The sequence below is a fragment of the Kibdelosporangium persicum genome (genome assembly GCF_013280595.1).
GTDB lineage: Bacteria > Actinomycetota > Actinomycetes > Mycobacteriales > Pseudonocardiaceae > Kibdelosporangium > Kibdelosporangium persicum.
In genome coordinates this window covers 92,898-113,801 of the sequence record NZ_JAAATY010000017.1, presented here as the reverse complement: position 1 = coordinate 113,801, position 20,904 = coordinate 92,898, and the positions used below count along the sequence as shown (strand labels likewise).

At 69.5% G+C, this 20,904-nt stretch carries 22 protein-coding genes; 15 read left to right on the top strand and 7 right to left on the bottom strand.

What is annotated here, in order from left to right; all coding sequences use genetic code 11:
• The first annotated feature begins 2 nt into the window (after window positions 1-2).
• Genes GC106_RS27545 through GC106_RS27520 form a run of 6 tightly spaced genes read left to right on the top strand, consistent with a single transcriptional unit; the run spans window position 3 to window position 6,898 of the window.
• Window positions 3-965 carry a nucleotide disphospho-sugar-binding domain-containing protein gene (locus GC106_RS27545; RefSeq protein WP_173136550.1) on the top strand — a complete coding sequence of 321 codons (963 nt, stop codon included), beginning with the start codon at window positions 3-5 and terminating at the stop codon, window positions 963-965.
• A gap of 27 nt (window positions 966-992) precedes the next feature.
• Entirely contained in the window at window positions 993-2,291 is a 1,299-nt protein-coding gene (locus GC106_RS27540; protein ID WP_173136548.1) for an activator-dependent family glycosyltransferase, read from the top strand.
• Window positions 2,292-2,300: 9 nt separating this feature from the next.
• A complete protein-coding gene (locus GC106_RS27535; RefSeq protein ID WP_173136546.1) occupies window positions 2,301-3,548 on the top strand; it encodes an activator-dependent family glycosyltransferase in 1,248 nt (415 codons plus the stop codon).
• Window positions 3,549-3,562: 14 nt separating this feature from the next.
• Entirely contained in the window at window positions 3,563-4,831 is a 1,269-nt protein-coding gene (locus tag GC106_RS27530) for an activator-dependent family glycosyltransferase (protein ID WP_173136544.1), read from the top strand.
• 43 nt (window positions 4,832-4,874) lie between these two features.
• The gene (locus tag GC106_RS27525; protein WP_217281031.1) at window positions 4,875-5,378 is read left to right on the top strand and encodes a PH domain-containing protein; all 504 of its coding nucleotides are present in this window, start codon (window positions 4,875-4,877) and stop codon (window positions 5,376-5,378) included.
• A complete protein-coding gene (locus tag GC106_RS27520; RefSeq protein ID WP_173136542.1) occupies window positions 5,375-6,898 on the top strand; it encodes a PH domain-containing protein in 1,524 nt (507 codons plus the stop codon). The genes GC106_RS27525 and GC106_RS27520 overlap by 4 nt, the downstream gene beginning before the upstream one ends.
• On the opposite strand, the gene GC106_RS27515 is transcribed toward GC106_RS27520, so the two are convergent.
• Entirely contained in the window at window positions 6,883-7,563 is a 681-nt protein-coding gene (locus tag GC106_RS27515) for an LmbU family transcriptional regulator (protein WP_173136531.1), read from the bottom strand. The two genes, GC106_RS27520 and GC106_RS27515, sit on opposite strands and share 16 nt — an antisense overlap.
• Before the next feature lie 170 nt (window positions 7,564-7,733).
• Between GC106_RS27515 and GC106_RS27510 the strand changes: the two genes are divergently transcribed.
• The 3 genes from GC106_RS27510 to GC106_RS27500 all read left to right on the top strand — a co-directional run bounded on the left by GC106_RS27510 (window position 7,734) and on the right by GC106_RS27500 (window position 9,965).
• Window positions 7,734-8,177: a helix-turn-helix domain-containing protein gene (locus GC106_RS27510; protein WP_173136529.1), complete on the top strand. Its 444-nt coding sequence runs from the start codon at window positions 7,734-7,736 to the stop codon at window positions 8,175-8,177.
• Window positions 8,178-8,293: 116 nt separating this feature from the next.
• On the top strand, window positions 8,294-8,797 hold the full coding sequence (locus GC106_RS27505; protein ID WP_173136527.1) for a hypothetical protein: 504 nt from the start codon (window positions 8,294-8,296) through the stop codon (window positions 8,795-8,797).
• Window positions 8,790-9,965, top strand: coding sequence for an MAB_1171c family putative transporter (locus tag GC106_RS27500; protein ID WP_173136525.1), 1,176 nt, complete (start codon window positions 8,790-8,792; stop codon window positions 9,963-9,965). Before GC106_RS27505 ends, GC106_RS27500 begins: the two co-directional genes overlap by 8 nt.
• A 13-nt stretch (window positions 9,966-9,978) precedes the next feature.
• Here GC106_RS27500 and GC106_RS27495 read toward each other — a convergent pair whose 3' ends face one another.
• Window positions 9,979-11,691 (bottom strand): DEAD/DEAH box helicase, encoded by a 1,713-nt coding sequence (locus GC106_RS27495; protein ID WP_173136523.1) that lies wholly within the window; start codon window positions 11,689-11,691, stop codon window positions 9,979-9,981.
• 177 nt (window positions 11,692-11,868) lie between these two features.
• Window positions 11,869-12,480, bottom strand: coding sequence for a TetR/AcrR family transcriptional regulator (locus tag GC106_RS27490; protein ID WP_173136521.1), 612 nt, complete (start codon window positions 12,478-12,480; stop codon window positions 11,869-11,871).
• A 65-nt stretch (window positions 12,481-12,545) separates the two neighbouring features.
• Between GC106_RS27490 and GC106_RS48930 the strand changes: the two genes are divergently transcribed.
• Both GC106_RS48930 and GC106_RS27485 read left to right on the top strand, forming a co-directional pair.
• Complete coding sequence (locus GC106_RS48930; protein ID WP_281368632.1) at window positions 12,546-12,668, top strand: hypothetical protein; 123 nt, start codon at window positions 12,546-12,548, stop codon at window positions 12,666-12,668.
• Complete coding sequence (locus GC106_RS27485) at window positions 12,665-13,444, top strand: alpha/beta fold hydrolase (protein ID WP_173136519.1); 780 nt, start codon at window positions 12,665-12,667, stop codon at window positions 13,442-13,444. The genes GC106_RS48930 and GC106_RS27485 overlap by 4 nt, the downstream gene beginning before the upstream one ends.
• Before the next feature lie 45 nt (window positions 13,445-13,489).
• Here GC106_RS27485 and GC106_RS27480 read toward each other — a convergent pair whose 3' ends face one another.
• On the bottom strand, window positions 13,490-13,981 hold the full coding sequence (locus GC106_RS27480; protein WP_173136517.1) for a YybH family protein: 492 nt from the start codon (window positions 13,979-13,981) through the stop codon (window positions 13,490-13,492).
• 362 nt (window positions 13,982-14,343) lie between these two features.
• On the opposite strand from GC106_RS27480, the gene GC106_RS27475 reads away from it, so the two are divergent.
• Genes GC106_RS27475 through GC106_RS27465 form a run of 3 tightly spaced genes read left to right on the top strand, consistent with a single transcriptional unit; the run spans window position 14,344 to window position 16,209 of the window.
• Complete coding sequence (locus GC106_RS27475; protein WP_173136515.1) at window positions 14,344-15,183, top strand: hypothetical protein; 840 nt, start codon at window positions 14,344-14,346, stop codon at window positions 15,181-15,183.
• A 5-nt stretch (window positions 15,184-15,188) separates the two neighbouring features.
• On the top strand, window positions 15,189-15,584 hold the full coding sequence (locus GC106_RS27470) for a GntR family transcriptional regulator (RefSeq protein WP_173136513.1): 396 nt from the start codon (window positions 15,189-15,191) through the stop codon (window positions 15,582-15,584).
• Between the two features lies 1 nt (window position 15,585).
• Window positions 15,586-16,209 carry a GOLPH3/VPS74 family protein gene (locus tag GC106_RS27465; protein WP_173136511.1) on the top strand — a complete coding sequence of 208 codons (624 nt, stop codon included), beginning with the start codon at window positions 15,586-15,588 and terminating at the stop codon, window positions 16,207-16,209.
• Window positions 16,210-16,375: 166 nt separating this feature from the next.
• Here GC106_RS27465 and GC106_RS27460 read toward each other — a convergent pair whose 3' ends face one another.
• From GC106_RS27460 to GC106_RS27450, 3 genes are read right to left on the bottom strand one after another with little or no spacing between them, the layout of a single operon-like run.
• Window positions 16,376-17,620 (bottom strand): 2-hydroxyacyl-CoA dehydratase family protein, encoded by a 1,245-nt coding sequence (locus tag GC106_RS27460; protein WP_173136509.1) that lies wholly within the window; start codon window positions 17,618-17,620, stop codon window positions 16,376-16,378.
• Window positions 17,613-18,680 carry a 2-hydroxyacyl-CoA dehydratase gene (locus GC106_RS27455; RefSeq protein WP_312872888.1) on the bottom strand — a complete coding sequence of 356 codons (1,068 nt, stop codon included), beginning with the start codon at window positions 18,678-18,680 and terminating at the stop codon, window positions 17,613-17,615. The genes GC106_RS27460 and GC106_RS27455 overlap by 8 nt, the downstream gene beginning before the upstream one ends.
• 2 nt (window positions 18,681-18,682) lie before the next feature.
• Window positions 18,683-19,915 (bottom strand): CaiB/BaiF CoA transferase family protein, encoded by a 1,233-nt coding sequence (locus tag GC106_RS27450; protein ID WP_173136507.1) that lies wholly within the window; start codon window positions 19,913-19,915, stop codon window positions 18,683-18,685.
• Window positions 19,916-19,992: 77 nt separating this feature from the next.
• On the opposite strand from GC106_RS27450, the gene GC106_RS27445 reads away from it, so the two are divergent.
• Complete coding sequence (locus GC106_RS27445) at window positions 19,993-20,904, top strand: PaaX family transcriptional regulator (protein ID WP_173136747.1); 912 nt, start codon at window positions 19,993-19,995, stop codon at window positions 20,902-20,904.

The window sequence follows — 20,904 nt, the reverse complement described above, 5'->3', positions numbered from 1 at the left end:
ACGTGCGCGTGTTATTCGTTACCCCGCCGAAGAAGAAGGCCTTCTACGCGATGGCCCCACTGGCCGGTGCCCTGCGCACAGCGGGCCACGAGGTGCGGATCGCCGCCCATCCGGCGTTCACCCGCACCATCTCGTCCGCCGGCCTGACCGCCCTGCCGCTCGGCGACCGTGATCCACAGACCAAGATGGACAGTCCCGACACGGCTGAGACGGTCCGGTTCGCCGAGTACTGGCGGCCGGACCTGGTGGTCGGCGAACCGTCGGCCGCGGCGGGCCCGGCAGCGGCCAAGGCGACCGATGCCGCGCACGCACAGGTGCTCTGGCAGGGGACGCACGACGACGCCGACGGGCACTTCGTGATCGAGCAGTTGCCGACTTCGTTGCGCACCAAGGACTATGTCCACTCGGTGGACGTGCGGCACACGCCGTACCGCGGGCCGGTGACGATCCACACGTGGCTGTGGTCACCGCCGCGGCGGCCCCGGGTCGGTCTCGTTCCCGGCAGCGGTGTCCTCGCCGGTCTGACGGAATCCCTCGCGGACCTGGACATCGAGATCGTCGCGACGGACACCGACGCCGGTCAGCACATCGTGTTCCCCGACAACGTCCGGCTGGGCACGGCGGCACCGCTCGACACGATCGTGTCCGGCTGCGCGGCGGTCATCCACGACGGCAGCGCCGACACCGTCGCCACCACGAGTCTGTACGGCGTGCCGCACCTCGCGCTGCCGTCACGGCCGCACCAGTCCGCATTGGCGGAGAAGATCGCCGAATCCGGCGCCGGTCTGCACATCAGCGCCGAGCAGCGCAGCGGCGACGAGGTTCGCGCGGCCCTGCTCCGGTTGCTGGACGAACCGTCGTTCCAGGAAGCGGCGGGCCGGTTGCGCGACGAGGTGCTCGCCATGCCACCAGCCAACGAGATCGTCCCCCACCTGGTCGAACTGGCCGACAAGTACCGGGCGTGAACCGCCGCCCACCGAAGGAGGAAACCCATGCGTGTCCTGTTCGCCACGTCCGCGGACAAGAGCATCTTCCAGTCACTCACGCCGCTGGCGTGGGCCTTGCGCACGGCGGGCCACGAGGTCCGCGTCGCCAGCCTCGGCAAGTTCGCCAAGACGATCAACCAGGCCGGGCTCACGGCTGTCCCGGTCGGCCGGGACGATCCCGAGGACGCTGACGCGGACGCGTTACTCGCGGCCGCCGAGGCCGACGAGGAGGAGGACGACGATGACGACGACGACGTGTTGCCGTTGCCCTATGACGTCGCCGCCAAGCCGGAGCCGGACATCAGCTGGACGGACCTCAAGGCCCGCTTCGACTTCTACGTGACCTGGTGGCACAAGACCGACAGCGTCCCGATGATCAACCGGATGGTGGCGTACGCCAAGTGGTGGCGGCCGGACCTGGTCATCTGGGACCCGATCGCGTTCGCGGGCCCGATCGCCGCGAAAGCCGTCGGCGCGACACACGCTCGCCTGTTGTGGGGTCAGGACGTCTTCGGCGTGACCCGTGAGCACTACCTGCGCCTGAAGGAGCAGCAGCCCCGCCGGGCGCGCGGCGACATGCTCGCGGACTGGCTTGGCGCGGCTGCCAAGCGCAACGGCGGCCGCTTCACCGAGGACATGGTCACCGGTCAGTTCACCATCGACCAGCTGCCGGAGTCGTTGCGGTTGCCCGCCGGCCTGGACTACGTCCCGATGCGGTACGTGCCGTACGGCGGTCCGTCCACTGTGGAGCCATGGCTGTGGGAGAAGCCGAAGCGGCCACGGGTCGCGATCACCCTCGGCATCACGGCGGCGGAACGGTTCGGCGGCTACGCCGTCGGCGTCCAGGGCATCTTCGACTCGCTGGCGGACCTGGACATCGAGATCGTCGCGACGATCAACGCGGACGAGCAGAAGAAAATCAGCCGGGTGCCCGAGAACGTCAGGATGGTCAGCTACGCGCCGTTGCAGGCGTTGGCTCCGACGTGCGCGGCGGTCATCCACCACGCCGGATTCGGCACGCTGGCGACAACGTCGCTGCACGGCGTGCCGCAGCTGGCGCTGCCGACGGACTTCGACGAGCCGCCGCTGGCGCGCAAACTCACCGAGCAGGGCGCGGCACTGACCATTCACTCGTCCGAGTCGGCCGGTCCACAGGTCCGGGAGTTGCTGCTGCGCGTGCTGAACGAACCGTCCTTCCGCGAGTCCGCCCAGCGGCTGCGTCACGAGATGCTCGCGATGCCCACCCCGAACGAACTCGTCCCGCACCTGGAAGAACTCACCGCCAAGCACCGCGGCACGGACTGAAAGACGACCATGCGCGTTCTGTTCACCACCTGCCCCGACCGGAGCATCTTCCAGTCGATGGTGCCGTTGGCCTGGGCGCTGCGCACGGCCGGGCACGAGGTGCGCGTGGCCAGCCAGCCCAGGATGGCCGACACGATCGCCCGATCCGGCCTGACCGCTGTGCCCGTCGGCCGCGACCACAACCACAAACGGCTGGCCGGCATGGAACCCCAGCCCGGCACGGCCGCGCGGACCGGACTGTTCAGGCCGTACGACGTGGTGGACCACCCCGGGCGGATCAGCTGGGAGTACCTGAAGTCCGGGTACGACTACCACGTCACGTGGTGGCACAAGATCGACAGCCAGCCGATGATCCCCGACCTGGTGTCCTTCGCCCGGCACTGGCGGCCGGACCTGGTCATCTGGGAACCGTCGGTCTACGCGGGGCCGATCGCGGCCAAGGCGGTCGGTGCCAGGCACGCGCGTCTGTTGTGGAGCGTGGACGTCTTCGGCGTCACCCGCTCGCACTACCTGAGCCTCAAAGAACACCAGCCACCGGACGACCGCGGTGACGCGCTCGCCGAATGGCTGGACGCGCACGCCCGCAAGTACGGCGCGGCGTTCGACGAGGACATGATCACCGGCCAGGCCACCATCGACCAGCTACCGGATTCGTTGCGGGTCGCGGCGGATCTGGACTACGTACCGATGCGGTACGTCCCCTACGGCGGCCCGGCGACGGTCCCCCGCTGGCTCTGGCCGGCCGCCGAACGACCGCGAATCGCGATCACGTTCGGCATCACGGCCACCGAGGCGTTCGACGGCTACGTCGTCAGTGTGCCGGACATCCTCGATTCACTGGCGGATCTGGACATCGACGTCGTGGCCACGGTCGCCGAGAGCGAACAGCGCAAGCTCAGCCATGTCGCGGCGAACACGACCGTGGTTCCGTACGTCCCATTGCAGGCGCTTGTCCCGTCATGCAGCGCGGTGGTGCACCACGCCGGAATCGGCACGCTGGCTACCACGTCGTTGCAGGGCGTGCCGCAGCTGGCGCTGCCGTTGCACTTCGACGAGCCCGCCCTGGCCCGGAAACTCGCCGAGCAGGGCGCCGGGCTGGCGATGGATCCCAGCGAAGCCAAGGGCGACACCGTCCGGCAGGGCGTGCTGCGCCTGCTGCACGAGCCGGCCTTCCGCGACAGCGCGCGACGGCTGCGCGACGAGATGCTCGCCATGCCCGATCCCAGCCAGGTGGCCGCGCGGCTGGCCGAGTACTGACAAGGAGAACACCGATGCGAGTCCTGTTCGTCACCGAACCGGCCAAAACGCTCTTCCATTTCATGGTCCCGCTGGCCTCGGCGCTGCGCACGGCCGGGCACGAGGTCGCCGTGGCCAGCCAGCCCGACTTCGCCGAGACGATCACCCAGGCCGGGCTGACCGCCGTCCCGGTCGGCAGCCGCAACTACGGCCGCACCGCCGATTTCGACGACGGCGGGGACGAGGAAGAGGACGAGCCCGGCTTCCCGCGCCCGTACGACGTGGTCGACTTCCCCGAGCGGATCACGTGGGAGTACATGAAGTCCGGCTACGACAACCACGTCGAGTGGTGGTACAAGGCCGTCAACGTGCCGATGATCCACCAGTTGGTGGTGTTCGCCAGGCAGTGGCAGCCGGATCTGGTGATCTGGGAGACCGCCGCGTTCGCCGGTTCGATCGCGGCCAAGGTCGTCGGCGCGGCGCACGCGCGTCTGCTGTGGAGCGTCGACATCTTCAGCGTCACCCGCGCGCACTACCTCAACCTCAAGGAGCGGCAGCCACCCGAGGACCGCGGCGACGCGCTGGCCGAGTGGATCACCAGCAACGTCAACCGGTACGGCGTCGAGTTCTCCGAGGACCTGATCACCGGCCACTTCACCATCGACCAACTGCCGGACCCGCTGCGCGTGATCGGCGACGTGCACAACGTGCCGCTGCGGTACGTCCCGTACAACGGCACGGCCACTGTGGAGAACTGGCTGTGGACACCTCCGGCCAGGCCACGGGTCGGGCTGACGCTCGGCAGCAGCATCATCGCCGAACGCCCGGACGGCTACATCGTCGACGTCCAGGACATCCTGACTTCGTTGGCGGACTTGGACATCGAGGTCGTCGCCACGATCGACCGCGCCGAGCAGGCGAAGCTTCGCGAGGTGCCGGACAACGCGCGGCTGGTGCACTTCGCGCCGGTCGACGCGCTCGCCCCGACCTGCACAGCCGTGATCCACCACGCGGGCATCGGCACGATGGCCACGACGACGCTGCACGGCGTGCCCCAGCTGTCCCTGCCGTGGGATTCCGACCAGCCCGCGCTGGCCAGGAAACTCGCCGAGTACGGCGCCGGTCTGGAGATCCACGCGACCGAGGCGACCGGCGCGGGCGTCCGGGAGTGCCTGCTCAGACTGCTCGACGAGCCGTCGTTCGGCGAGCGCGCCCGTGCCCTGCGGGACGAGATGCTCGCGATGCCCACGCCCAACGAGCTCGTCCCACACTTGGAAGAGCTCACCGACAAGTACCGGCAGTGATCATCTCGCCGGCGGGACACGCACAGTCGAGGAGGAGAATCCGTTGACCACCCAGGCCACCCCGATCCGGCTGCGCCCGCCAGGCAACCGGGTCGACCAGCGGGCGATCCCGTGGTGGCGGTGGCAGCTCGTGCTGACCGCCGCCACGTTGGCCGTGTTGCTCGTCGTGCCGGGGATCTTCATCCCCCCGGCGCGTTTCTGGCTCGTGCTCGCCGCGATCGTGGTCGTCGTGATCGCCGTTCCGCTGGCCGTCCTGTTGCCGCTCTGGTGGTACCGGGTGCACCGGTGGGAGGTCACCGGGACCGCCGTGTACACCCGGACCGGGTACTTCTTCCAGGAGTCGCGAATCGCGCCGATGTCGAGGATCCAGACCGTCGACACCGAACGCGGCCCGCTGGAACAGCGGTTCGGCCTGGCGACGCTGATCATCACCACGGCGTCGTCGGCGGGCGCGGTGACGGTCAAAGGCCTCGACGGCGAGGTGGCGGCCGAACTGGCGCACCGCCTCGCCGACATCACCAAGCTCATCCCCCAGGACGCCACATGACCGCCGTGCTGACTCGAACTTCGGACCAGTGGCGCAGGCTGGACTGGCGCACGATCGCCATCACCACCGCGACGCTCGTCGGCTTCACCGGTGTCTCGGGTTTCTCGCTGGCGTCCGTCGTCTCCTGGATCTTCGGCTGGTCGCTGGCGAGCGTGCTCGCCTGGCTGGTGCCTGGCGTCGTGCTGATCGTGGCGGCCGGGTTCGTCGGAGACTGGTTGCGCTGGACCAGGACCCGATACCGGCTCTCGGCCGATCGGCTCGAGATGCACACCGGTGTCTTCGTGCGCAAGCAACGTTCGCTGCCGCGTGACCGGATTCGCAGCGTCGACATCAGCGCGGGGATCATGCTGCGGCTCTGCGGGATGGCCAAGGTGGAGATCGGCACCGGGGAGCACGTCGACAAGGACAAGACCTCGCTGGAACTGGACGCGGTCAGCCGGGCGGAGGCCGACCGGCTACGGCGTGAACTGCTCGGCCAGGGGCCCGCCGGCGAGTCGGACGACCAGGTGCTCGCGGAACTCGACCGGCGCTGGGTCTGGTACGCGCCGCTGTCGGTGGAGGCGTTCGTCCTGGGCTCCGGGGCGTTCGGCGGGCTGCTGAGCGTGGCCGAGTTGTTCGGGTTCGAGGCCGATGTGCTGACCTGGACCTACAACTTCCTGGACAGCATGCCGCTGGCCGTGGCCATCCTGATTGTCGTCGTCGTAGGCGGAGTCGTCGGTGCGGTCGGCGCGCTGCTGCTGTTCGTGACGACCTGGTGGGATTACCGCCTGGACCGTGAATCCGCGGGCACGCTCAGGGTCCGACGTGGACTCATGACGACGCATTCGGTGTCCCTGACCGAGGAGCGCTTGCGTGGGGTGCAGGTTGTCGAGACCCTGGGACACCGCCTGTTGGGAGCAGCCAAGGTCGATGCTGTCGCGACAGGACTCGCCGAGGAGGAACACGGCGAGGAGAGCGACCACAAAACGCTGCTGCCGAACGCGCCGGCCGAGCTGGCGCACCAGGTAGCCGCTTCCGTGGTGAACGCGGCTACCTCCCCCACCGACCCGTCGATCCTGTGTGGACACGTGACGGCGGCACGAAACCGGCGGCTCACCTGGGCCACGATGATCGCGTTGGTTCCCGCGACCGTGCTGGCCGTACTCGGGTTGCTGCTCACGGATGTGTTGCTGCACATCGCGTGGAGCTGGGCACTGGTGGCGCTCGGGATCGGGTTGCCCGCGGCCGTGGACGCATACCGCAACCTGGGGCACGCGATCAGCGGCCGTTATCTGGTGTCCCGGCACGGCGGGTTGTGGCGCAAGACCGTGGCGCTACAGCGCGACGGCGTCATCGGCTGGACCATCAGCCAATCGGTTTTCCAGCGCCGCAAAGGTTTGGTCACGCTCACCGCGACCACGTCCGCCGGACGCAAGCGTTACTCGGTCTACGACGTGGAAGAGCACAAAGGCCTGGCATTCGCAGACACGTGCGTGCCAGGCCTGATCGCACAGTTCCTCGATCCTCAGCCCCCGAGCTGAGGCGTGGCGGTCCGCAGCGTCGCCGCCGCCGCGTTGTCGAGCACAGAGACCATCCAGTTCACGAAGTCCTGTTCGGACTCCGACGCGGCGGCCCGCATCCACCGCTGTTTCTGGCTTGGCGGAACCGTCATGTGAATCTTGAGAATACGGTCGGTCCCGGCCTCGCCGGAGCGGTTGACCCGCCTGCTGGCTCTGACCCGGTTGCGCAGTTCGTTGCGGGACCAGCCGAACCGCTCGGCCCGGTCCAGCCACTGGTCCTGCTCGGCCGCGGTCATCGAGGCGAGTTCGGCGTGGTGCTGGAAGCTCAGCGCGGGCCGGCGCCGGGCGACCGGGTACTGGCGCGCCACCCAGGCGTAGTTACGCAGCGTCTGGTAGTCCAGCGACGTCTGCTCGACGGCCCGTTTGTACAGGTCCGGGTACTGCGACTGGCCGTAGATCAGCCAGTCCCCCAGCCACCACGACGACGAGGCGGCGATGGTGTCGATCTGCCGTCCGATCCTGCTCCACTCGTCCAACGGGACGCCGGGCGGCAAGGTGAAACTGGTGCGTTTGGTGAGCCCGACACCGGGTAACGGCCCCGAACCGGCACCCTCCCCGGATTCGCGCGGACGCGACCGCCGCTGAAGTCCTTCGGCGGCAGGCTGGTGTTTGCTGCGGGTATCCACCCTTCCTCCCAATGGTGTAGCCCCAAGCCATTCACATGAGTTTATGGCGGTAAGGCGAGCATAAGCAGATATAAATGAGGGCGTCAACTGTGGTGAACGCTTTTGCCGGAACCTGCTTCAGGCCAGTTGACAGGCCACTATGCTGGACCGTTGTGTGGGAGGAGGCGGAGATGCCGGACGCTTCGTCGTCGAGCGAACGAACCCTTGCGGCGAAGGTGGATCACCTCTTCCGCACCGTCCGGCCGAGCAGTGGCAAGGAGTACAGCTTCGAAGAGGTCGCCGAGACCATCCGGTCCGGCGGCGGGCCGACGATCTCGGCCACCTACCTCTGGCAGTTGCGCAAAGGCTTGCGGGACAACCCTACCCGGCGGCACCTGGAGGCACTGGCCGGGTTCTTCGGCGTCCCGCCCGCGTACTTCTTCGACGCCACCACGACCAGCCAGGTCGACGCGGAACTGGCGCTGCTCGCGGCGTTGCGGGACGCCTCGGTGCGGCAGATCGCGTTGCGGGCGTCCGGCCTGTCCGCCCGGAGCCTCGGTGCGATCACCGAGATGGTGGAGCGGGCGCGCGAGATCGAAGGCCTGCCGGACGACCAGGACAACCCCGAGTCCTGACCGAATCCCGGCCGGCGCCGCAAACGGTCCATTTTCGACACGCACCAACGGGATTCGGGCAAGATACGTGGCATGCGGCCGTGACGACCACGACCTTGCCCCTCTCGGGAGGTGCGATGACCGCCGAGCTCAAACGGCTGCGACGCCGATGTGAAGCCATCGCGGGGCAGTTGCCCCTGATGCACCCGTTCGACGTGCACGAGTTGTGCCGGCGAGTGGCCGAGCAGCGCGGACGGCCCATCCACCTCATGCCCGTGACAGGATTGTCGGAAGCCCATGGGGTGTGGCTGTCCACCGACACCGCGGACCTGATCTTCTACGAGGACGGAACCGCGCTGCCGCACCAGGAACACATCATCCTGCACGAACTGAGCCACCTGTTGTGCGGGCACTACCGGGCCGGTATCCCGGAAGCCGAACACATCCGGTCCCTGCTGCCGCACCTGGACTTCAAAGTCATCCGCACCATGCTGGCCCGCACTTCGTACCAGGCCGCAGAGGAACAGGAGGCAGAACTGCTCGCCTCGATCATCCGGCACCAGGCGGAACGGCTGACGCCCAACGACGTCGGCCGGAGGATCAGGGCAGCGTTCGACTGGCCACGCCGCACACATGGGTGAACTGATCCGGCACTACGGGCCCGCGTTGCTGGCGTGCACCGTCGTGGTGACACGACTGGCCGTGCACCCGCGCGGCCCCACCAACGCGATGAGCTGGGTGGTCACGCTGACCATCGCGGCGACGCTGACGGCGAAGGTCCCACCGGTCTACCACGGGCTGAGCGTGCTGACCGGGATACCGAACGTCGGCAGACTGGTCGACCACGGCTGTTTCCTCGTCGCGGGATGGGGCGGCCTGACAATGCTGTTGCAGATCCACCATCCCGAGGACGCCCGCCGACGGTCGCTACGGCACGCGATCTGGATCTCGGCGGCGTTCACCGGAATGTGCGTCCTGTTCGTGATGACCAAGGCACCAGTGGACAATGTGCGCTTCGCGGGCAGGTACGGCGCGACTCCCGGCGTGCTCGAGTATTGGCTCGTCTACACCGCCGGATTGCTCCCGGCGTTCCTCACCGCGGCCACGCTGAGCATCCGTTACGCCTCGATGACCACGGATCCAGCGGTACGAATGGGTTTACGGCTGATCGCGACCGGCATGCTCTGCTCGGTGACGTACCACTTCCACAAAGCGGCGTACTTCGTCGCACGCAGGACCGGAACGGACTACCCGAGGGCGTTGAACATCCTGCTGGACAGGTATCTCACGCTCGCGGCGGCGGTGCTGATCCTGGCCGGACTGGCCTTGCCGAACTGGCGGACACCACCGCCGATCAGCAACTACCGGAAGTACCAGCGGTTGCGTCCACTCTGGCTGGCGCTGTACCGGATGAACCCGTCGATCGCCCTCGTACCACCGAAACCACGGTGGTACGAACTGCTGGACATGCGAGACCTCGACTTGCGCCTCTACCGCCGGGCGGTCGAGATCCGCGACGGCCGCCTGGCTCTCCGCGACCACATCGACCCTGAAGTGGCGGCCGACGCACGACACGCGGCCGTCCAATCCGGCCTTACTGGCCGGAAACTGGATGCGGCGGTGGAAGCAGCCACCCTGGCAGCCGCGATCCAAGCCGCCGCGACAGGAGCCGCCCCGACTCAGCCTCCGTCGCCCGCAGCCGCCCCCGGCGGTCGCGACCTCGACAGCGACATCGCCTTCCTCTGCGACGTCGCCGACGCCTTCCGCCGCGTCCCTGCGAGGTTCCAGACAAGCCACCAGGTGTCCTGACCCGAGCGGGAGACTACTTCCGCTTGCCAGTGGCAGTGGTTTTCTTCCGGCCGCCTCCGCTCGCTGTGTCGCGTTCGCGCCGGACAGCCGGTTTCCGTCCCTTGATGGTGCTGTGCCGCAACGCCGCGATCACCTCGTCCACGGCCGCATCGGGGATCTCCACCAGCGAGAAGCGGTCGGCGATCTCGATCGCGCCGATGTCGCGGCCGGTGAGACTGGACTCGCCGGCGATCGCGCCGACCAGATCCTGTGGCCGGATCCCGGCATTGCGCCCGATGCCCAGGAAGAGGCGTGCGACCTCACCGCCCGGCGCACGCCGCCGTCCCTCCGGACCGCGACGCTCCGGTTTCCGGCGTCCGCTCACCTCGCGGACTTCCGGGATCTCCTCCTCGTCCGCGACGATTCCGCTGGACTCGTGCGCCAGTTTCACCGCCGCCAGTGCCACGTCCATGACGTCGAACTCGTCGGTGAGCGTCTCGACCACGACCCGGAACCGCTCCAGGTCGTCGACGAGCAGGCTCTCCCGCAGTGCCGCGCGGGTCAACTCCAGGCGACGCGCGCGCAGGTCGGCGGTCGTCGGCACCTTTTCCATGCTGATCGGCTGTTTTGTCACCCGCTCGATCGCTTTGAGCATCCGGTGCTCACGCGGCTCGGCCAGGGTGAGCGCGACGCCTTCCCGGCCTGCCCGGCCCACCCGGCCGATGCGGTGCACGTACGCCTCAGGCGCCGAAGGAACGTTGTAGTTGATGACGTGGGTGAGTTGCTCGACGTCGAGCCCACGTGCGGCCACGTCGGTGGCGATGAGCAGATCAGCGGTGCCGGCACGTAGCCGTCCCATCACGCGGTCCCGTTGCTCCTGTCCCATTCCGCCGTGCAGCGCCTCAGCCCGGTAACCTCGCCCGTTCAGGGTCTCGGTGAGCTGGTCGACCTCTTCCCGGGTCCGGCAGAAGACGATCGCCGCGGTGGGCGCCTCCACGTCCAGCACCCGGCCGAGCGTGGCGGGCTTGTGCGCGCGGGCGACCACATACGCGCTTTGCCGCACCAGCGGGCTCTTGCCGCCGTCGGCCTCGGCCGACCGGCCCATCTCGATGCGGACCGGGTCGCGCAGGTGGCGCCGGACGATTCGGTCGAGGCGCGCGGGCATGGTCGCCGAGAAGAGCACGGTCTGCCGGTCCTCGGCCGTGGCCTCGAGGATGGCCTCGATGTCCTCGGCGAATCCCATGTCGAGCATCTCGTCGGCCTCGTCCAGCACAACGGTCTCGATCGCGTGCAGCCGGAGAGTGCCACGACCGATGTGGTCGAGTGCGCGTCCGGGGGTGGCGACCACGACGTCGATCCCGCGCTCCAGCGCCTGGAGCTGGCGGCCGATCGGCTGCCCGCCGTAGATGGGCAGCACGCGCACGCCAAGGTCACGGCCGTAGCGGTGAAACGCTTGCGACACCTGCACGGCCAGCTCCCGCGTGGGCACGAGCACCAGCGCCGCCGGGTCCTTGCCCGGCGCGTCACCGGGCAGGCGCTGCAGCACGGGCAGCGCGAACGCCGCCGTCTTGCCAGTGCCGGTCGCGGCCTGGCCGAGCAGATCGTGCCCCTGCAGCAGAGGCGGAATCGCCTCACGCTGGATCGGTGTCGGCTCCTCGTAGCCCAGGCTCGACAGCGAGTGCAGCAGCTCGGGCCGCAACGCCAGATCTCCGAAGCTCGCGGTCTCCTCTTGCACGCTCACACTCACTCATCACCCTCCGATGTTTTCCGCCATTGTGGTCTGCGCGTCCTGGTGCCGCCGATCGTGTGCCGCTCAAATACTCATCGCTGCTGGTCAACGACCCTTTCAGGGCTCTGTCCGGCAACGTCGGCGACACGCCGGTGACCGTGGTGGCGTCAGGCGGTGGGATGAAGGGCAGGGTGATCAGGCCGCGAGCGCGCGCCGCCACAGCTCAGGCAGTGCCTTCCGCAACCGCCTGAGGTCGGCCGAATCACGGTCGAGCAGCCATTGGATCGCGATCCCGCGCAGGTCGCCCACGATCGCGACCGCGGTGTCGTGCGGGTCGAGATCCGGGCGCACCGAACCGTTCTCGATCCCCAGGACGACATCGGCCGCGATGGACGCGCGGAAGGCCTGGTCCCGTTCGCGGAAAATGGCCGCCAGCTCGGGCCGGGTGACGGATTCGGCCCACATCACGAAAAACGCCCGGGTGATCGGAGCACCCGTCGCCACGGTGTCGAGGTAGCGCTCGAGGATGAACAGCAGGCGTTCGAGCCCCGGCGGCAGCTCGTCCCACTCCGGCACAAGCTGGTCCTGCACCTGCCGCGCGAGCACTTCGAGCAGGCTCGGGATCGACCCGAAGTGATGATTCACGATTCCCCGGCTGTAGCCGGCGCGCTCGCCCACGCTCGCGAGGGTCAGTGCCCTGGTGCCGGACTCCGCCACCAGCTCCGCCGCGGCGGCGAGCAACGCGGATTCCGCGCGGGCACGGCGTTCCTGCTGGGTGCGGCGGGTTCTGGCGGTGCTCTCTGGCATGCACCCAGGATACTTACTTGCAAGCATGCACGCAAATAAGATAGGAAGGAGAAGTCCACCCGAGATTGGAGCGACTGTTGACCGAGTTCACCGGACAGAACCTGGCCTTCGCCTGGATGGTCCACGACCCGCACCCCCTGCGCACCGACGCCGCCCTGCGGGCGACCACTCCCGTGGTGTTGCCATGACTGTCGTTCTGGTGCACGGAAACCCGGAGACCGAAGCGGTTTGGGCGCCCCTGCGGGCGGAACTGGGCCGCGATGACGTCGTCTGCCTCTCCCCGCCCGGCTTCGGGGCACCGATTCCGCCCGATTTCGGCGCCACCGTGCTGGAGTACCGGGACTGGCTGATCGGCGAGCTGGAAAACTTCGGCGAGCCGGTCGATCTGGTGGGGCACGACTGGGGCGGCGGGCATGTCGTCAATGTCGCCATGACGAGGCCGGATCTGTTGCGCAGCTGGGCTTCGGACGCGGTGGGCCTGTTCGCGCCCGACTATGTCTGGCATCCGCTCGCCCAGATCTGGCAGACCCCAGAGGAACGCGAGCGAGCGGTCGCCGTGTTCAGCGCGCCCTTCGCCGAACGCGTGGACCTGTTCGTGCAGCGGGGCAACGATCGCGAGATCGCCGAAGTGCTCGCCGCCGAGATGGCCGCCGAGATGGCCGCGGCGGTGCTGCCGCTCTACCGGTCGGCCGCGCAGCCGGTGATGGCCCAGCTTGGTCAGGGACTTGCCGGAGCAGCCCGGCGGCCCGGCCTGTGCCTTGTCGCGACGGCTGATCAGTTCACGGGGTCGGTGGAGCTGCGGACCCGCGCCGCCGCCACCGCCGGCGCGCGGGTGGTGGTGCTGGAAGGGCTCGGCCACTGGTGGATGCTGCAGGATCCAGGCCAGGGCGCCCGGGCGCTGACCGAGTTCTGGGCCCAGGTCAGCACACCTGGCGGCCCGGGCGGCACCGGACGGGCCTCGTGACGTCGTTGCCCTGAGAGCGGTCCAGGAGCCGGGTTCAAGGCGCCGTCAGTCGGGAGGGCCGGGAAGCGCGGCCATCAGGTCGGCCAGTGTCGCCGAGTCGAGAGTTGTCGACGAGGTGTGGTCCCAGGTGATCTGCCACTTCCCGGCGAGGCGTCGCCACGTCAGGGAGTTCGTCGCGCGCAGGCCGGTCTCGGTACCGTCCGCGGCGACCAATCGGGCCACGAACACCAGCCGCGAGACGGCGAGGTCACCGGAGGCAAGCACGTGCGGCCCGTCGGCGAGGCGGTGCTCGGCGATCGTGAGGCGATTGAACACCGGCTCCCACAGCGCCCGGTACTCCTCCGCGCTGCGCGCCACCCGATGCTCTGGATCGGCGTCGTCATACAACAGGGCGTCCTCGGCCGTCCAGTCGTAGAACTCGCCCTGGATCGCGCGGAAGTCGAACGGCGGGTCGTCAGCGGCGCGGTCCCAGCCCCACAGCCAACGCAGATGCGCTGCGGCTACGGCACTCGTGGGTTCGGTGGTGCGATCGGTCATGGAGCCATGATCCGCGGGACCTGACCGGGTAACCAGACCTTGCGGTTGCTGGTACCAGGAGTACACCCCCAAGCTCGCCCGCCGGGCGATCGCCGCGGCCGAACAAGTGCCGCTGCCGGGAATCGCTTGTCATGCCTGGGTCTTTGAACACTTTCGGGGCGGATTGGCAAGCACAGGGTGGAAAATGAGGCGGGCCGGGGACCGTCCGCGGCCACGGCTGTCAGATCGCCGCCGGGCAGGCAGCCGTGAACCGTGTCGTCGCTGGGCGCTGGCGCTCCGCCCGGCCAACGACTACGCACCGGTTGACTTGTCGCAACTCTTGACGCACCCTGTTAAGACAAGAGTTGCGACATGGAGGCGCCGTGCCGAACGGAACCCCGCCGAACGGAACCCCGCCGAACGCCGACCCGCCGGTACGTCCGGCGGACCTCGAGCGGGCCGGCGTGTGGCTGGCCGGGCACGGCCTGGCCGACGTCCGGCCGACGCTGTTGCTGGCGACGCGGCTGGCGGTCCGGCGGCGTACCCGGCTGGCCGCATCTGTCCTGCTGGCCACGTTCATCGTCGCGGTCGCCCTCACCTACACCGGCGGCATGGTTGACGGGGCCGGGCACCGGCGCTGGTCGCTGCTGGTGTTGACGGCGCTGGTGGTCGGGTTGGTGCTGACCCAGTCGTTGCTGGACTGGTGGGTGCGGCGGGTCGACCGGCGCGCCGGTGCGACGTTGCTGCGACGGGCGGCCTGCCCGGTCCGGCTCGGCTGGCGTACCGTGCTCGGCTGGCCGCGTGCCGCGTTCGCGGCCACCACGTTCGCGGGCGCGGCGGCGCTGGCGATCGGCACCCTGACACTGCCCGACTCCACCGCGAGGTACGCGGCGGGCATCCTGCTCATCGGACTGTGCGGGCTCGCCGTCGGCATTGTCGTCCAGCTGCGCCATATTCTGACGCACCCGGTGGTGGCGGACGACGAGGTCTCGCTGACCGCCGACGTCATCATGCGGGTGGAGGACGCCCGAGTCGGCGCCGCGCCGACCGCGGTGTGGTCGGTGTGGTCGCTGCCGGTCGTGTCGGTGTTCAGCACCACCTTCGGTTGGTGGAACGCTGCCTGGCTCGCCTTCATCGTCCTGAGCGTCATCGCGCTGGCCCTGATCGAGGCGCGGACCGCCCAAAGCGCCACGGTGGCGCGGCACGTCATGAGCGCACCGTGAACCGAATGGTCGTCATCGACGCGGCCTCGCCCGTCCCGCCGTTCGAGCAGCTCCGTGCCCAGCTCGCCCGGCAGATCCAGGACCAGACGCTCGCCGTGGGCACCCGGCTACCGACCATCCGCCGTCTGGCCGCGGACCTCGGCCTGGCCGTCAACACCGTCGGCCGGGCCTACCGGGAACTGGAGGAGGCAGGGTTGATCGAGACCCGTGGATCGGCCGGCTCGTTCGTGTCCGCGGCCGGTGAGAAGGGACGCGAACGGGCGAGCCGCGCCGCCGCCGACTACGCCGCCGTCATCGCCAGCCTCGGCATCGACATCAACGAGGCCATCCGCATCGTGCAAGCAGCGCTGACCAAGGGCATCGCCGTATCCCCCGCCACCAGCGACCCGAGAGAAGCATGACATGGCCGTACCGCACAGCCTCCCCCAGCGCGTCTTCCTGCTGGCTTACGACCCGGACAAAGGCAGAGTCGGCCCAGGCACCAACCTGGGCGCCATGCTCCGCGCCGCGGCCCTCGCCGACCTCTACCGGGGCGGCCTGCTCACCGACGAACGCGGCCGCGCGGTGATCGGCGTCCGGCACCCCTGCGACGATCCCGTTTTTGACGCGCTCCTCGAAGAGATCGCCGGCTCCAAGCCACACACATGGCAGTCCTGGATCGGCCACAGGCGGCACGCCGCCGTCGGAGCGGTACGCCGGCAGCTCAGCGATGGCGGCTGGGTTCACCTCCAACCCCACAAGATCCTCGGGCTGTTCCCCAGCACCAAGGTGACCGTCCGCGACCCCCGCGTCCGCGACGAACTCCTCGGCCGGGTCCACACCGCCCTGCACAAACCCATCGGCGGCATCGACCCCGCCGACGCCGCACTCGTGGCCATCATCGCCGTCGGCGACCTCAGGCTCGTCCTCGACCGTAAGACCACACGCGCCAACAAACAACGCATCCAGGAACTCACCAAGCTCAGCGGACCGATCGGCCCCGCCCTGCACAAAGCGATCCAGGCCGCTGCGGTCGGTGAGATTTAGTCGTCACCGGGATGCGGGAAGCGACATCGACGGGTCCGCGGTGGATGCGGCGTCGGTCATGGGCATTTCGAGGGTGACGGCGCGGCGCTACCTGGAGCGAGCGCTCGGTCTGCGCCAGGCGGGCGTCTACCTCGCTGCCAGTTCAGAACTTGCCCGTGCGGCCCCGTCAGCGCACTACCTCTCGTTCCAGCCAGTCACCCAGTGCCTGTTCTGTCGACTCCTGGTACGAGCGGGTGTCCACGTTGTCCGCGTGGAGTTCGTACACGGGGATACCGGCCGCGCGCAGGGCTCGGTTGGTGAAGTAGCTGCCGCGGGCGTCGTCGGACACCAGGTGCACCACGCCGTCCACGCCGTGGAGTTTCGCTTCCTTCACATACCACTCGCAGGACCACGGTGGTGTGTAGAGCTGGTCGGTGAAGGCGGCGAACCGGGCGGCCAGTGTCCTCAATGGATCGTCGCCGTATCGTGGGTAGCCGTCGGCGGCCACGGCCAGGTACATCGACCACACGAAGACGGCGCCGTGGCGTTCTTCGAAGCGGCGGTAGAAGTCCATGTCGTACCACAGGCCCCGGCCGATCCACATGAGACGGACACGTTCGTTCTCGCATACCGCCGCCCCGGCCCGGACGCGGGACTCGACTTCCTCGTAGAAGCGCTGTGCGGCGTCGCGGGCCCACTCGGTGCCGCGGTGCCACTGGGGGATCATCACGCTCGGGATGCTGTCCGTGACGGCAAGCGGGCTCGGCGTCGTGCCCGCGATCAGATCTCGGGTACGCCGGTTCCACTCCGCCTGTTCGTTGACCAGATCGAGGACCCGCCGCAGCGCGCGTTCGCTGAACACCCGGCCGGTCGTCGTCTCCAGGAACCTGATCAGGCCGTGCAGTTCGGACACCATCAAGTCGAGCCGCGCGGTGCCGATCGCCTTCTCCCAGTCGTGCGGCATCAGGTCCCACCAGTTCACCGGGACGGCGTTCTCGGCGGCGCTTTCCAGTGCGTAGTAGGTGATGCCGGGCTGCTGGCCCCACACGTCGAAGATCTTGCGGCCGCCGTCGCCGACGGTCTCGCCCAGCACGATCGTCGGGCGGGGCAGGCCGCCCCACGGTGCGGCGTCCGGGTCCGGTTCGAACAACGACGCGAGCGAGATCGAGCTGTACTGCTCGGTGTAGTCCGGGTAACCGCGCTCGCGCAGCAGCTCCAGGTGGTGCGGCGCCCGTCGCTTGGCGGCGACCACCGATGCCCACCACTGGTTGACGACATAGGGGATCTCCATCGCGCGGAAGATCTCCTGTGGTGCGTCCGCGTTCACGAGGGCGAGCGGGTCGCCTGCCGCGGCGGACGCGCGCAGGTCCCGGAACCACGCCCGTTGATAGCGGGTCGCCTCGGTGGCCGACGCCAGCAGCTTCTCAACCAACGGGCACCTCCGCGAGATCGATCGAGCCGTACTCCTGGCGATCGACCAGCACCGCCGGGATGCCGTGCGCGCGCAGCGCCGCCGCCTGTGCCGGGAAGTCCCACGGCGGGGCGTCGTCGTTGCGCCGGACGTAGGACACCACCAGTTCGGCTCCGCACTCGACCGCGGCACGCGCCGTGTACGCCGCCCGGTCCGCGATCGACGCACGCGCGGCGGTGGGACCGTTGTACTGGTACCGCTCGACGAGCGCGTCCAGTGTCGGCTCGCCGACGAGCCGGGAGGCGAGCAGGTCGCCCCAGTCGTGGTCCTCGCCGACCACGACGAAGCCCGCCTTCTCCAGCACGAGGTAGACGTCCGGGGTGTCGTGCGCACTGCCGGTGAGGAACACCCGGCGTCCTGAGTGGACGTCCAAACTGGACTCCATCAGGTCGCGCAGCAGCTGGTTGTGCTCGGCCACCGGGAGGACGGCGCCGAACACCGCCAGTGCCTGCACGCCGGTCAACCGCAGCTCTCTACGCAGGGCCGACACCGCGCGCAGCAGCTCGCGGCGCTCGTCGTGCAACCCGATCGCCGCCGCGACGGCCGCCGGGGTGAGCCGTGTGCCGGTCCACCGCTCCAGCACGGCGACCAGCTCGGCGAACCGAATCCGGTCGTATCGGGTGGTCGTCCAGTGCGGCAGGTGCAGTACGTCGACCAGGTACGCCTCGGGCAGCCCAAGCCCGGGCTCGACCCTGCGCAGCTCGCGGACCGCGTAGAACAACCGCAGCGAGGCCTCGCAGTCCCGGGACACCAGCAGCCGGTCGAGTCGGCCGTACTCCCCGCCCAGCAGCCGGGTCAGCACGGACACGACCCACCGGTCGACGCCGCGCCCGAGGTAGGTCTCGCCTGCCGTCACGTCCGTGCCCGGCCGTCCCGCCAGCCGGACCGGCAGCGCACCCGCCGCCGTCACCAGCTCCACCGGGACGTCCTGGCCGACGTACCCGATCACGGGACCGTCCGCCGTGACCGGGTACCGCCGCTCGTAGTGGTCGATCAGTCGCTCCAGTGGTGTGGTGCCCACGCTCAGATGACCCCGTCCGCGCGCAGCGCGGCGAGCCGGTCGCCGTCGTAGCCGAGCAGTTCGCCGTACACCCGGTCGTTGTGCTCGCCAAGCGCGGGCGCAGGCCGGTCGAACCCGACCGCCGCTCCGGAGAACACGATCGGCACGCCGGTCGCGGAGATGTCCGCGGTGGCGCCGTGGTTCGGGTGCGACAACGCGACCACCTCGGCCCTCGCCCGGACCAGCGGGTCCTGCACGGCCTGCGCCGGTTCCCGCACCTCGGCCGCCGGGACGCCGTTGTCGGTCAGCAGCTTCACGACGTCCGCCCGCCGTTGCCCGGCCACCCACGACCCGATCAGCTCGTGCAGTGTGCCCGCGTTGGCCACCCTGGCGTCCCGGGTGGCGAACCGGGGGTCGGCCGCCAGCGCGGGCTCCCCCATCGCCTGGAAGACTCCCGCGGCGAACCGGTCGGTCGGCCCGCACAGCGCGAGCCAGCCGTCGGTGGCCTCGAACAACCCGAACGGCGCGAGCCTCGGCACGAACGAGCCGGTGCGCTGCGCGAGCCCGACAGCCGCGTACGCGTCGAACGGCTCGCACGCGACCAGTGAGGTCAGCGCACCCAGCATGGAGACGTCCACGTGCTGGCCCACCCCTGTGCGGTCGGCCTGCACGACGGCGGCGAGCGTGCCGATCACGGCGAACAGCGGCGCGACGAGGTCGCCGACGGGCAGTCCGTTGCGGACCGGGTCGTCGCCCTCCTTGCCCGCGGTGCCCATGATCCCGGACAGCGCCTGGATGATCGTGTCCATGGCCTTGGCAGGCCCGCCCTGTGCGCCGAACCCGCTGATGGAGGTGTACACCAGCCGGGGGTTGACGGCTCGCATCGCGGCGTGGTCGATGCCGAGGCGCGCGGTCACCCCGGCGCTGTAGTTCTCCACCAGCACGTCGGCGTGCCGCACCAGGTCGGTCAGCACCGCGCGGCCGCGGGGGTGTTTGAGGTCGAGCGTCACGCTCTCCTTGTTCCGCCCGCGCAGCAGCATCGACACCGACATGTCGTCGTCGTTGACCCGGCCCAGGCTCAGCCCGTCCCGGCCGAGGTAGGGCGCGTTGCCCCGCGACGAGTCACCGCCCGTCCTCGGGTTCTCCACCTTGATCACCCGCGCGCCGAGCCCCCCGAGCAGCAGGGTGGCGTACGGCCCGGCGAGCGCGGTCGTCAGGTCTACGACCGTCCGTCCGGCCAGCGGTTGCTCGGCCACGTGATACCTCCTCCGGCACGACAGTCACAATCCATGACGGTCGGCATAGCACCTATACACTGCGGGTCGTGACGGCCATGTCGCGACCAGCCGCCCAGCGCGGCAGGCGCTCCGACCCGCTGCCCCGGCAGCAGCACGGCGGGGCGCCCCAGCACCTGCTCATGACGCTCTACGCGGACTACTGGCTGTCCACGAACGGCCGGGTGTCCTCGGCCGCACTGGTCCGCCTGCTCGCCGAGTTCGGGATCACCGAGGCCAGTGGCCGGGCCGCGCTGAGCAGGCTGTCCCGGCGCGGCATGATCACGGTGCACCGCAACGGCCGCCGCACGTTCTACGGCGTCGACGGCACGGCCGCGACGACGCTGCGCGACGCCGTTCGCAAGGTGATGGCGTTCGGCGCCGCGCCGCAACCGTGGGACGGCACCTGGACGACCGTCGCCTTCTCGATCCCCGAGGAGCAGCGGGAGATCCGCCACCAGCTGCGTACGCGGCTGCGCTGGCTGGGCTTCGCGCCGATCTTCGACGGGTTCTGGATCTCCCCGACCGCCTTGGCCGATGAGGCCGTGCACGAACTCGACGAGCTCGGGGTGACGAGCGCGGTCGTGATGCGCAGCGACGGGCCGGTCAGCGGACGGCCGCTGACCGAGGCGTGGGACCTCGACGAGGTGCGCGGGCTGTACGGCGAGTTCATCGAGACCGTGTCCCCGCTCGTCGAGCGGGTCCGCGCCGGCGCGGTCACCGCCGCCGAGGCGCTGGTGGCCCGCACCGAGGTCATGGACCAGTGGCGGACCTTCCGGTGGAAGGACCCGGACCTGCCGCACGAGCTGCTGCCCGGCGACTGGCCCCGGGACGCCGCGCGTGAGAAGTTCGTCGAGGTCTACGACGGGCTCGGGCCGCTCGCCGAGCACCGGGTCCGGCAGGTCGTGCGCGAGCTCGATCCCGATGACGTCGACCTGGTCCGCCACCACACCACCCATCGGCTGCCCTGA